Source organism: Pseudochrobactrum lubricantis, assembly GCF_041929865.1.
GTDB lineage: Bacteria > Pseudomonadota > Alphaproteobacteria > Rhizobiales > Rhizobiaceae > Pseudochrobactrum > Pseudochrobactrum saccharolyticum.
On record NZ_JBHEEE010000001.1, the window covers coordinates 166,038 to 180,119 of the forward strand.

General features: G+C 48.9%; 4 protein-coding genes. All 4 read right to left on the reverse strand.

Annotation, left to right across the window (positions count from 1 at the left end; translation table 11 throughout):
• Positions 1 to 91: 91 nt before the first annotated feature.
• On the reverse strand, positions 92 to 3,853 hold the full coding sequence (locus tag JNC80_RS00730; RefSeq protein ID WP_376709186.1) for a TonB-dependent receptor: 3,762 nt from the start codon (positions 3,851 to 3,853) through the stop codon (positions 92 to 94).
• Positions 3,850 to 11,985: a CLIPPER-2 domain-containing protein gene (locus tag JNC80_RS00735; protein WP_376709187.1), complete on the reverse strand. Its 8,136-nt coding sequence runs from the start codon at positions 11,983 to 11,985 to the stop codon at positions 3,850 to 3,852. The genes JNC80_RS00730 and JNC80_RS00735 overlap by 4 nt, the downstream gene beginning before the upstream one ends.
• Before the next feature lie 421 nt (positions 11,986 to 12,406).
• On the reverse strand, positions 12,407 to 12,865 hold the full coding sequence (locus tag JNC80_RS00740) for a hypothetical protein (RefSeq protein ID WP_376709188.1): 459 nt from the start codon (positions 12,863 to 12,865) through the stop codon (positions 12,407 to 12,409).
• A 2-nt stretch (positions 12,866 to 12,867) separates the two neighbouring features.
• Entirely contained in the window at positions 12,868 to 13,974 is a 1,107-nt protein-coding gene (locus JNC80_RS00745; protein WP_376709190.1) for an agmatine deiminase family protein, read from the reverse strand.
• Positions 13,975 to 14,082: the final 108 nt, after the last annotated feature.

Sequence of the window (14,082 nt, forward strand, 5' to 3'; positions counted from 1 at the left end):
ATATAAATCCTTGGAATTTTGAAAAATACCGCAGAAACAATACGGGCAGCTTTCGCTGCCCGTATTGTTATTATCCGTATAGTGATCCGGCTCAGAACTTGCCGATAAAATTCACAAACATGCCACGGTCATCAAGGCTCAGGTCACGCAGATCATCCGAAAAGCGGCCGAAATTATAACCGGCACCAACTTTGAAATTCTCGCCCACATGACGATAAACCGCTGCCAGCGCGCCAAAATCGGTAGTTTTGGCTTCCGGCATATGCATCACACGACCTTCAAGCAGCAGATCCCACTTTTTAACAACATGCAGATCGGCACGGATAACACCCAGATGGGCGGATGAACGCTGCCAGTCCTTGTCAAATTTATGATCATTTTCTGCCGGACGGTATTTCACGTCACCAATACGGAAACCGTATTTGGCACCGACTGAAAGCCACGGCACCAGATCATAGGTAAAGTCTGCCGACAGAATATGGCTGCGCTGTGCAGGTGCATAGCGATAGTTGGAAACACCGCTGCCCAGTTGACCATTGCCCGGCATGTCATAGAGCCAGCTATATTTGAACAGCGCGTTCAGGCGGTCATTTTCCACCGGACGATAGGCATAACCGAATGAGGCTTCGACATAATCCGTGTTCTGGAACGAAGTGACATCCGATTTCGTATCCGAGAGAACCGCATCCACACTGACCAGTGCACGCCAGTCCGGATTGGTTTTCCATGAATAGGCACCGGCCAACAGATAGGTGTTCTGGTCACGGGTATGATCGTCTGAGCGCTCGACACGCACTTCACCACGCAAACGACCGGTAATGCCGCGCTCCTCGTCCTTATAACCGATGGCCAGCGACGGCGCATAACGGTCAAAGTCAGAATATTCAATGCCAGAGGAATTTGTGGTGTCGTCGCGGACACGGCCACCTTCAAAACCACCGTCAAATGTCCAGACATTATCCGGCGTATAGACCACACCATAAGTGTGTGTCAGCGCGCTGCGTACACCAAACAAGTCATAATTACCTTCCGAATAGGCTGAAAGCACATCATTCATACGGCGCTTCACACCGCCGACAATGGCACCCTTATCACGGCCGATCAGATCATAGCTGCGATTGAGATCAAAGGCTCTGTCCGGATCAAGACGATAACCGACATAGTAATGGTCGTCGGCATTCGGATCATAGGTCAGAGCGGCCAGACCGCCGAGACCATTGGTGCCATAGGAGATCTCTGCCTGCGTGCCGATTGTATCGGTCAGTTTCAGTTCTGTACCAACACCGATACGATCATTACGTTTGATATCACCGGAGCGACCGGCTGTTACCTGCCCGAAGACATAATAAAGGTGATCATCATCCTGACGGTAATCAATACGCATACCTGTATCTACGCGGGAACCGTCATAGCCGGTTTTGCCTGAGCGGATAGCGGTCGGTGACATCAGTTCGGTGTAAGTCACACCAAATGACACTTTCCAGTATTCGTCAATCTCATGGCTGACGGAAGTCTTGCCTTCACGCTTGATCTGACCGTCCGCATCCCAGAAATCATCATAGATGAGTTTCAGACGGGTTTTGTCCGTCACATCCAGATCGGCATGAGCACCCCAGAGGCGTTTATCGACACTGGTATTGTCGAAAAGACTGGAGAAACCGGCTTCTTTTTCTTCATAATAGCCGCCGATTTTGCCCTGCACGCCGTCTTCCTGAATGTCGGCCAGATCAACCTGACCTTTCAGGCGCCATGCCAGAGCAGTGCGACCTTTATTACCTGTCGCAAGGGTGTTGCTATTGGTCAGACCACCATCAGTGGAGCGGGTAAAGCCAAAGCCCTGCCCGTCAGAACCGGCCACTTCTCCCTCGATGAAAGTGGTGTCGGAATGGCGCACACGAATATCAACGCCTCCGGCCTTCTGATCAGCAGTGCCCGTGGTTTCCTGATAGCCAGTCACACCCACACGCACATTTTCATTCAGCCATTGCTGGCCACGGCCACCAAGGCTGTAGCCGTCGAGATCACCGGCAACCGGCTCAAACTCATATTGTGCCAGGACATAGGTTTTGTTGCCGCCCAATGCACCGTCACGCACCGGATCAGATGTACCGGCAGAGGATGAAAGCGGACGGTTGAGGATCAGCACGCCCTGCATATAATCAAAGCGGTAATCTTCTCCGGCTCTGAGTGTACGGCGCTCAATAACGCGACCGGTTACTGAATCGCGGAACTCAACCGTAATGGTTTCAGAACCTTCAACAATATTCTGGCGGCGCATGAAATAAGCCGAACCACCGGTTGCCAGATATTCCTCATATTGCGGCAATGTATCCGGTTGGGCAGCATATAAATCAACTTCGGTTTTACGCTCGCCAAAGCTTGTTGTTTCTTCCGAACGGTAAACGCCCTGCGCACCATAAAGTGCCCGGTCAGAGCGCATAAACTCTGTGCCGGTGATGCGGGTTTTGAAATTACCCCATACTGCACGGCTGTCACCATGCTCTAAACGGACATAGAATTTACCATTGGTCGGTGCATCTTCCAGAAAAGTGGAATCGTCACCATAGACCGGATAATAATCATCCGGATCAAGCTTGCGCAGCAGATGACGCGGGTTCTGCTTGCCGAAATTACGGAACATCTTATCGAGTTCGTCATCGGTTGTGTCAGCAGCAGCCGTCAGCAGATACTCGCCTTTGATTTTACCTTTAAGATAAAATGCCAGACGGCCATTAGTCGTGGTGCTGTCATATTCACCCGGACGCACAGCTTCAATACCGCTGTCGCCGTTGCGCTTGCGAAGCGTAATGTCGGCCAAACCGACATAGAACCAGTCATTATCCGGAATATTAATATCGCGGTTAAAAGCCAGACCGTCGCCCTTCAACCCGTCATTAATGCCGACATCAATATCGTGATCGCCGGGACGCAAAATACGCTGCACCACGAATTTCTGTTGGCCGTCAACCGGAATAGTTTCGCCAAAAGCTTTGACCTTATAGCCATCCGGTACATTGGTGCCGTGAACTGTTACCGCACCGCCCTGCACGCGAATATTGCGGATTGCAGTTCTGTCTTCGCCCATCCCCGGCGCAACAGCTTCCGCACGATCGCCCAGAATGTCTTTCTTTTCGCTACGGCGCAAAGTCAGCGCTTCGGTTTCATCAAACCGGCCTTTTCCATCATAAACACGCAACACATAGGCATATTCACGCTCATCGCCTTGCACCGGCATCACCCATTGCGCTTTGGCATTGGTTTTCACCGGTACAACGGCTACCGGTTTATCGACGGATTTGCCGTCGCCGATTGCAAAAATGCGGATTTCCGAACGCTCAATAAAAGCCGGATAGTTGGTGGTTGCCAGAAACTCGACAGTTTCATTGGCGCTGTAACTACGGCGTACCGGCATGGTGGAAACATTGAGGATCGGCGATGCATCCAGACCATCAAATTTGATCTGAATATCAACGCCACTCAAATCCACATCGGTTTTGCGCTCACGATCAATCTGACGTGGTGCTTGCGCTGTTGGTTTGGAGGCACTGGTTTCAACCGTATCACCATCCACACTGATCATGAACGGAATATTGCCCGCATCGGCAGCAATACCTTTTTCGGTATTTTCGCCGATTGTCAGATGACGCAGCGAGCTGTCATCCGACATTTTACCGCGCAAGTCTGAACCTTCAATGGTTTCAGTCTTGGTTTGCGCCAAGACTGAAACGGTTGAGAACTGGCCTGTCATCAGTGCGGAACTGGCCAGAAGAGCGAGACGGGAGAAAGAACCGAGTTTGAACTGAGACATTTTCATAACCTTAAATTGCGTGGCGGTTTTCACTGAGCGGCTCATTTGCTCACCTCCACGCGTGTCTCGATTTCAAGCGGGTAGTTATCTCCTTTGCGCTTCCACAGATCAGCGATCTGCTTGCGGACATGTTTCATGCGCTGTTTGGCCAATGACTGTTCATTGCCTGCCATTTTGTAGCTCAGACGCAGAACCGAGATTTCCTGTTTCAGGATTTCCACGAGCTGTGGCAGGTTGTCAGCCCACTGCTTTTTCAGCTCGACGCGGTTTGCTTCAAAAGCTGCATCCTGAAGGTCAAGGCGAACAACACGGCTGATCGATGCACCAAAGTTCAGCTTGGTCATTTTACCGGCAGTCAGACGGACAACACGCGGGTTTTCAGTCGTCAGACGATAGCCTGTCGGCAGCGTGCGGGTATCAAGCTTCATGATGAAATTGGAACCGATGCGCTGATCCGGCATCGCTGCACAAGGCACATGGAAACGGCCATATTCGTCCGTTGTGATCAGCCAGCCTTTAACGGTTGCAACACGCACACCGGCCAGACCTTTTTCACCTTCATCCTGATAACCATTGCGGTTCTTGTCATCAAAGACAGTGCCGATGATTTCACCACAATCGAAAACAGGTTCAGACATGATCTCGACAATCGCCTGTGCATCAGGTGCAACCGGCTTGCCGTCCTTGTCCGTTACGGTGGCAATATTGATGTGCTTGCCGGGACCTGCCGAGCTCAGAACCAGCAGTTCAAGACGGATCTCTATCGTGCTGTTTGCGCCCATCGGCTGTCTATCAAAGCTGAGACGACGACCACTGATCTCCGGCTCAGTTTTTTCACCATTGACTGTAGCCGTTCCTTCAACATAGCGGAAACCGGAAGGCATAGTATCGATGATATTCAGCAAACCTACATTGCTCGACGAAGTGTTCTCAACCTTGATGATATAAGGTACGCGGTCACCACGACGAACCTGATGCAACAATGCCTGTTTGGTGATTTTTACCAATGAAGGCTCAGTTGCAGGCAGGTCGACTACCTCGTTATCTTCCTTGGACTCATATGGCTTACCATTGCGCTGGTCACCCTTGGCCAAGGCAATATTGGTCAGCGTTTCCGGAAGACCGGCAGTTGCATCAATATCAGCCTGTGACAGCACATAAGTTGCTTTGAAAGTCTGGCTTTCACCCGGTTTCAGGGTCACCGGTGCCGGTGTGATTGCCGACAATTTGTTGACACCGGTTTTACCTGCAAATAGCGGACCTTCATCCTGCACAGTCACATTATTGAGCAGCGCATTCCCCTTATTGGTAACATCGAATGTAAATTCGAGTGTCTCACCAACTTCCGGATAGCCGTTGCCGTTAGCGTCGTTCCATTCACCCTTTTTAATGATTTCCAGCTCAGGCAGCGGAGGCATAACCGGCACAATAGTCGGCTCGTCTGTATCCACTGTCGGCCCTGAAGGATCTTCAATGTCTTTCGGCGTGGTCGGATCGCCATAGGTGCCCTTCACTGTTGCCTGATTAACAACCTTTTCGGCGTCAATATCCGCTTCAGTAATGGCGTAAGTGGCTGTGAATACCTGCTGCTCACCCGGCTGCATTGTGCCAATGGTGAAGCTGTTTGGCGTGATACCTGCCAATGGATCATTCAGAACCACATTATTCAGCACCATATTACCGGTATTATGGACAGTGAATGTATATTCAATTTCCTGTCCGGTTTCTGCCGGTTCGGTCAGCTTGGAGTTCGCTTCCTTGACGACAGCAATGCCTGGCTTCTGCTCCAGCGGAACTTTGATTTCCTCTGAAACATCCGGTGTTACCGGTTTCTTGGTCTTATCGGCAGGGTCAACATAGTCACCGGTAACAGTGGCCTGATTGACGACTTCACCTTTTTCAATATCGGCTTGTGTGACTTTATAGGTTGCTGTCAGCGTGACCGCATTCGCATCCCCCGGCAACAATGTCGCAATGGTGAAAGGCATATCCGGCACGAGACCAACAAGCGGATCTTCCACAATGACATTGGTCAGTGTCAGATTGCCTGTATTGGTGACGAGAAAGGAATAGGTGATGACTTCACCTACCTGTGTCGGTGAAGAGAAAGCATGGGTTTCCGATTTGACAATCGTCACCGATGCCGAGGTTTCCAGCTCCACAACGGTTTTATCGTCATTGGTCAGATCAGTACCGGAAATATCCGTCACATCATCCGGCATACCGTTTACACTTGAGCCAAACACCTGTGCCGTGTTTGCAAAAGTACCCGCATCAATATCAGACTGTTTTAATGCATAAGTTGCAGTGAACGTATCTTCATTGACTTCACCCGGCTCCAACGGACCAGTCCAGCCGGACTGATTGACGACCTGCACATCGGTAACCAGATCAACAATGCGGATCTTTTCCAGAGTCACATTGCCGGTATTGTGAACGGCAAAGTTGAACTTGATAACGTCACCAGCCTTAGCAGGCTTCGGCAATGAAGACGCTTCAAGTGTTTTGACCAGCTTGATCGAAGGATCACGATCCAGTGGTGTATCGGTGCTGCTGTCATCCGTTACCGGTGTCTTGTCACCGTGCTCAGGAATACCCTTAACATCGGCGGTGTTTTCAACCTTACCGGCATTAATATCGGCAACCTTCAGCTTATAAGTACCGTAAACAACAGTCTGAACTTCCGCGTCATTGTCTTTAGCAGCGTTGACCGGCTGCAGAATCAAGTTTTCCAGACGAGTGACATCAGCTGTGTCGATGACAACGCCGTCGAGATGATCGGTCAGAACCAGACCATTAAGCGCGACGTTACCGGTATTGCGGATAGTGAAGCTGTAGCGAAGTTCATCACCGATCTTTGCCGGATTGCTCAGACCATCAAGAATAGCCACCTTCTCAAGGCTGATCGAAGGCTTATGTGCAAGAGGTGTTACAACTTCATTAGAATCCACCGGCGGTTGCGGGCCAGTCGGGTCTTCAAAATCAGCCTTGGCAGTGTTGACCACCTTACCATCATTCAGATGGTTCTGCTGGATTGGTGCTTTAACAGTAAATGTACCACTTTCACCCGGTGCCAATGAAGCAAGAGATGCCGGTGCGATAACTGCACCCACCAGCGGATCGCTGACTTTGATATTATAGAGAGTGACATTGCCCTCGTTGGTCGCCGTCACAGTCCATTCCAGCATATCACCGGCATAGGCTGGTTCCGGCACAACCGAGCTTAATGCCTTTACAAGCGTCAGCTTCGGATCGCGATAGGTCGGAACTTCTACTTCTGAAGGCGGTGTGGTGATCTTCTTGTCATCAGGACCATAAGTGCCGGTGGCCAGTGCTTTATTGACGACTTTGCCGGCATTAATATCCTCTAATTTCAGTAGATAATAAGCCTCAACAGTCTTCGTTGTTTTCGGTGCAAGTGTACCGATGTTAAAGACACCGCTATCCACCACACCAGCCAATTCATCTGTAATCACTACATTGTTCAATGTCGTGTTACCGGTATTGGTGACTATGAATTCATAGATAACTTTATCACCGACATTTGACGGGGTCTTAACCTCTGACTGCTTCAGTTTCTTCTCAAATTTCAGAGAAGGTTCACTCAATGGCAGGTCAAATTTATCTGTTGAAGTAACCGTTTGCGGTGTGCCGCCAATGTTACCCCAAGCACCTTCAGTCCTCGCTGTATTTTCCAGCGTACCATTATCAATGTCTGCCTGTTTGACGACATAGGTCGCTTTAAAGGCCGTATCATTACTGGCGCCAACGGCGAGTTCTGCAATCTTTGTATTCGCAGTCCAAACCAGACCAGTTTTCGGATCGGTTACAACCACATCAAACAGTGGTGTTTTACCGGTATTGGTAACTTTGAATGTATATTCAATCACGTCACCGGCTGTAATCTCACCAGTTCCGCCAATGCGTGCACCGGTTTTTTCCAGTTTAATCGCTGCTTCCGGCACAATATTAACGATGGTCGGCACATTCCGGTTCGGATAGTTTTCACCACCGGCTCTGTTGTCTGACTTGTCCGCAATGCCGGTTTTACCGGAATATTCACCGACTGCTGTAACGTCTGCCTGATTGGTCAGAACAAGCGGATTGGCTTTCCATGGTTTTTCCGGATTAACCCGCACGACTACAGTGGCAATCAGCGTTGCATTTGGCTGCAGCACGGCATTACCAACGATCAGCGTATTGGTTGCCCCATCAAAAGCAGACGACAAAGTGCCGCTGTTCGTGCTGACGGATGTAACCTTGTAGAACCCTGGCTGCGGAACATCGTCCGCTGATGGAGAACCAAAATTCTGTGCGCCACCATTCAGAACATCCGTCAGCGTGATGTCTTTCAACGGTTCCTGACTGAGGTTTTTGGCCGTGAATGTATATGTGACAGTATAAGTACCATCACCCGCTGAAACAGGTGCATTGGCTACCTTGCTCAGGCCAACCGAAGGCGTGACGTGGAGTGTGAAGTTATTTTCAACACTCTTGGAATCTTTTTCAATGACAACCGAACCAAGGGTTGTGTTGTTCACTGATGAGGTCTTGCTACTATTATAATCATTGATACCAGGCACAGAAACACCGGTTTGGTATTTGCTGCTGTTCGGCACATTGCTGTAGCTGACCTGATATTCACCGGCAGGAACGCCTGTGAAATTATAATTACCATTGCTATCCGTGATTACTGTAAAAGTAAGCTTCTCATTATCATGCTGAGCTTTACCAGTCAGAGTAACGGTCACACCGTCGACGCCGGCATCTATACCAGTATTGAAATCAGCTTTTTCGTTGAAATCGACGAAGATTTTACCGCTTACCGAACCACCGAGAACAGTTTTAACACTATCGCTAGATGTATTATTCGCTGAGTTTTTGTCGAAAGATTTTGTCGTGACAGAAGCGGCATTGGTCATTGCCTCTGCCTTCATATCTGTAATCTTGGTGGTAAGTTTAATGACTGTTTTTTCCGCCGGTTCCATATCACCGAGTTCACATCTGATCTGACGTGTACCGATAACACCGAGACACGAACCACCTTTACCGCTGGTAATCTCAGGAACTTCAGTCAGCACCATACCTTCCGGCAAAGTGTCTGTGAGAATAACTTCTTCAGCAACTTCGAGGCCGTCACCTGACAGACTTTCAACCGTAAGCGTCCAGGTAAAACTTTGACGCAGGTCAACAACCGGCTCGTTGGCTTTTTTGACAACGCTGACATCGGACTTCACACGAACAGTGGTTGTTTCATCATCCGCATTATTAGCCGGATTACGGTCATAGTTTTTCGCTGTTTCGTCTGAAGTTATTACAACTTTATTCTGATAAGTGCCGCGTACCAACGACTTCATTTGGACTTTGAATTGCACTTCAGTACCGGCTTTAAGCACCGGAATAGAGCAAGTAAGCGTTCCGCCTGCCTGCCCAGCATTCACATTTGCTGGTAAGCAGGTAAGGCCTGCGGACTGACCCTCTACTTTATCATAGGAAAAACCGGACGCCGGAAATGTATCAACAATATTGACATTATACGCATCCGACGGGCCATCATTTTTGGCTACAATCAGATAAGTTGTATTGGTGCCTTTTTCGACCGGATCATGTTGCTTACCATCAACCGTATCGGTTTTAGTCACCAAAAGATCAAGTGCAGGTGCAAGGATTTTCACCTTAACGCTGGCAGCATTGTTGGTCTTGTCTGTTTCTTCAGTCGTGGTGCTGACCGTTGCATTATTGACAAGCTCATCTTCAACCTGACCGGTTGAAGGCTTAACTTCAATAGCCACTTCTTTCTGGGTGCCGTTTTCGAGACGCGCCCATGTACAGGTGATGGTGTTATTGGCGGAAGTGACGACCTCACCTTCCTTGAGGCTTGTCGAACAGATTGCGCCATTTTCGGTAATACCAACGAAACGAACACCGACTGGCAACTTATCTTCAATAACAACATTGTCCGCACCGCTCAGACCGTTATCATTGACACGGGCAGCAATAGTATAAACCAGACTCTGCCCCGCAGGCGCACCAGTCTTTTCAGACGAGCTGGATTTAATAACCGTTACATCTGTCAGTGGTTCAACAGTGTAATCAACCGATGATTGATTATTAGATTGATTACCGTCCGGCGTTTCGGTGGAGTAAACAACAGCCGTATTCTTTTGCGCACCTTCGTCACCGGCAAATGTACTGATCTCAATGAACGGATAAGATTTACCCGCTTCATGAACCGGCAGACTTGCAATTGTACATTTCAGCTGAACTTCCGTAGCGCCGCTTGAAGGCTGCGTACAAACGATACCACTTGAGCTTGTCACTGCGATGGTTGCCTGACCACCCAATGGGCCGCCGACAATATTTTTCAACGTATCATCAATAACAACACCAGTTGCCAGTGCTTTGCCGTGATTAATAACTTCAAGCTTAAATTTAAGCGGATCACCGGCTTTGACAATTGCAGGTGTCAGAAGCGTCTTCCTGATCTCAAGATCAGCCAGAGTTTCTTCTTTTTCAGAACCAGCATTACCGCCGATTGAGTCAGTATTATTACCCAAGAGGTCTGATTTTTCTGCACCCTTAGGCCCTGAAACGGTCATCGAATTGGTAAACTTACCACTCTTCTCCATTTTCACGGTCAGAGTAACAGGTCCGGCAGTAGCACCCGGTTTCAACGGTTCTTCAGATGTATATTGATCCGTCTCGCAAACAAAATTACGGGGCCCAGTCATCGGCAATGCAGAACAAGTCCAACCGTCTGGTACAGCAACATCTGTTACCGTCATATTTTCAGGCAAATGATCGGTTATGGTCAATTTGCCGTCAAAGCCGGAATTACCAATATTCTTGCTTTTTAACGTATATTGATATTCTTCGCCGACAATGACCAAACCGTAGTCCGGCCCACCTGTTTTATCAGCTTCCAAATCAAAATATGGGTCAACAATACTCGCACCACCGTCATTGATGATGTTATTGCCCACATAGTCCACGTCTTCATTCTCAGATGTTATTGTCGCTTGATTATAAACAGGCGCACCGGCTCCCTTACCGTCATGGGTTGCCTTAACAGCTGTAGTATTAATTTTGATCGGTGCTTTATAGTTGCTGCCAGCGGAATTGGTATATTCACACACCACTTCTCTGCCGGTTAAAACACAAGCCCAACCGGTGCCAGCCAGATCTCCAAAACCAACAAATTCATAATTTTCCGGCAAGACATCTTTAATCGTTGCCTGTGAAGGCTCGTCACCGGCAAATTGTGGCGTCAAAGTAAATTCAACCGGAGAACCGGTTAGAATAAGACCTTGCGGTGAACGCACCTTGCTCAGACTCACATCCGTACCGGCAAGAACCTTCATATTTGCAAGTGCTTTATTATTTTCAACATTCGGATCAAGCGGCGAATTTCCAATCACTTTCGCATCGATCATAATGTTGGAGCTGTTTCCGACTGTTACCTGTCCGGAAAAGCCAAAATCCAGAGACTGGCCTGGTTCAATTTCCTGTTTGATTTCACAAGTGACAATATTGCCCGACAATGTGCAGCCATTTTCCATCGGCTGGTCCATCACAATACCTGCAGGGACAGGGAAGGTAAGTGTTGAACCCTTTGACGGATACGGGCCTTCATTTTTAACAGTCGCGGTAAAGTTAACTTTGCCACCGCCCTTAACTTCAGCAGGAGCATTCAATGTCAGGGCTAAGTCAGCGCCTTTGTTAACAGTAATGCTGCGGTTCTGTTCAGCGCCGTTCTTGGCAATTTTACCATTAAAAACGACAACACCCTCTTTCTGAGGGCTCAAACGGATTTTAGCGGTTACGCTTTCCTGCGGCTGAAGTATACGCACTTCACAGGTAATTATCGCATCGTTAGTCAGCTCTACACCAATGGCTGGCATTGGGGCGCAACCGCTGAAAACGTCCTTATCAACATCAAGGCCGTAAAACTTAACCGATGCTGGGATCGTAAATGCAACGCTCGTCGGCGTGGTCGGGAAATTATCACTGTTATTTACAGTCGCAGCAAACTCAATCTCAGTACCGGCCGCCAGCGGACTTTGTTTGTCAGCATTAATATTGAGTGTCCAGCCTGTTACGCTTTGCGCATAAACGCCAGACAGAGAGTTGAACATGGCAAAAATCGCCATGATAAACACTGTAAATAACCGTTTCATTTCGTCCCTAAAACCTATGCTTACACATCGGTCGGGACATAAAAGAAAGCGCTGCTCACCCGTGTTTAACAAAAACACAAGCGCGCAGAATCAATTACCCGCGAACTGAAAGTTCGCGGGTAATTAAAACATATTCGATTAGGCCCCCACCTTGATGAGGGGCACTACATGATTCGAAATAGTTAACCAATAATTAATTGATATTTTTGAATAATTTTTCCATGACGTGACTCTTAAGCACAAAAACGAACCTAAATGGAGGTTCTGTTGCATGGGAGACCGATCTCGCAAAGAACGCGATCATCCGCGACAAACGAATGGTTGGCGCAAAAGATAACGGACAGTACACTGCTGATTGAAACCACCCTGCTCAACCCCGCCAATGCTGGCAGGGCGTAAACCTCCCTCCCCGCATATAGTTTTAAGGGTTACTGTTTTGCGGGCAGGTATTCTCAGGCTTGCAGACAAGTCCCGTCTGCGCCAGCAGATCAGCCACCCCGTCACGCGCTCCCAGCCCCTCGGGATCGCAAAGATATTCCATGTGATCACTCAAATATCCGGCCATTGGTGCGCGCCAGTCCGGTGAAGTTTCGACCATCTGCTCAGCCGTATAAAGCAGATATTCGACATATGCCCCGTAAGCGGTGAGTTCTGTTTTTTTGCTGATCGAGCAATAATCAGCACGCGCCAGTTCTGGCTTTTGCACCGTCAGGTTCAGAAATTCTCGATATATTTCGCGCGCGGTCTGATCCCGCTGTATCAGGTCGGCCTGACCGACCTGATATGGAATAATAATCAGTGCTGAAAGCGCGGCAAAGGCCGTAGCAATTCCGCCCAAAGCGGCCAAGGGTTCAGTATTGCGCCGTAACCAGTTCCACATATTCAGACCTTGGGTTGTTCATGGGTTGCACAATGGATACCACCGCCAACCTCCCCTACCGGATCGATATTCAGTGTAACAATCTCGCGACCGGGATATAATTTGCCAAGTATAGCAGCAGCCCGCTCGTCGGCCTCACGATCTCCGAATTCCGCAGCAATCACCCCGCCGTTACAAACATAATAATTTACATAAGAAGACACAAAATCGCGGCTCTTCGAACGAATATCGTATGGCTCAGGCAAAATAACCATGTCCAGTTTACGCCCTTCGGCATCAGTCGCTGCGGCCAGAATGTCATGCGTCTCGAAGGAGGCAACCGACCATGGGTCTTCAGCGTCAATTTCATCGCCCATCTGGATCAGCAACTGACCCGGCTTAACGAAACGGGCAAGTGCATCAATATGATAATCGGTAATATCTGCACCAATAATTCCGGGTGCCCAGATCATCTTGCGCGCACCCATCGTATCCAGCAGCATCTTCTCAATTTCAGCTTTGCTGCCCCGATTGCGATTGGCATTGACGAAGCTGCTTTCATGAGCGATCAGCGTGCCGTGGCCATCGGTTTCAACGCCGCCCGCTTCCCCGACCAGACCTGCATCAAAAACCTGCAAGCCTAATCGTTCGGCTATCTGTGCAGCGATCTTACCGTCTGCACTGTGGGTCTGCTTGTTCCCCCAACCATTAAAATTAAACTGTGTGACGGCCAGTCCACCTTTTCCATTGACGACAAATGAAGGACCGGAATCGCGACACCATAAATCGTCAGTCGGAATGTCCCATAGCTCTACTTTCTGCGATACCAGCTTGCGAACAGCACCGTGATGCTTTGCTGCAGCCAGCATCACAACCGGCTCAAACTCTGCGATCGTATTGGCGATTTTCGCAATCGTTTTCTGAATATCATCAAGAAAATCAGGATCATCATAGACAACAGGATTAACCGGCCACTGCATGAAAGTGCGCTCATGCGGTTCTGTTTCTTCCGGATACCAAAAACCCGCAGCACGCGCTGATGCACCTTCCGCCTGCCCCCGACGCGCTTGCATCGACAGACCAACGGCAGCGGCGGCAGCACCCAGTAAAGTTTGACGGCGTGTCATCATCTTATCACCATGAAAATAAAAAAGGAAAATCGATATTTTAGAATGTATTTACATAAAGTAGAGCACCCTTAAGCGCTGTCAACGGATGTTGAACACATTCACGCATAT

Bases quoted from the DNA above. Each gene is read 5' to 3' on its own strand.
- JNC80_RS00730 (WP_376709186.1), bottom strand. From the start codon at position 3,853: ATGAGCCGCTCAGTGAAAACCGCCACGCAATTTAAGGTTATGAAAATG.
- JNC80_RS00745 (WP_376709190.1), bottom strand. From the start codon at position 13,974: ATGATGACACGCCGTCAAACTTTACTGGGTGCTGCCGCCGCTGCCGTT.
- JNC80_RS00735 (WP_376709187.1), bottom strand. From the start codon at position 11,985: ATGAAACGGTTATTTACAGTGTTTATCATGGCGATTTTTGCCATGTTC.
- JNC80_RS00740 (WP_376709188.1), bottom strand. From the start codon at position 12,865: ATGTGGAACTGGTTACGGCGCAATACTGAACCCTTGGCCGCTTTGGGC.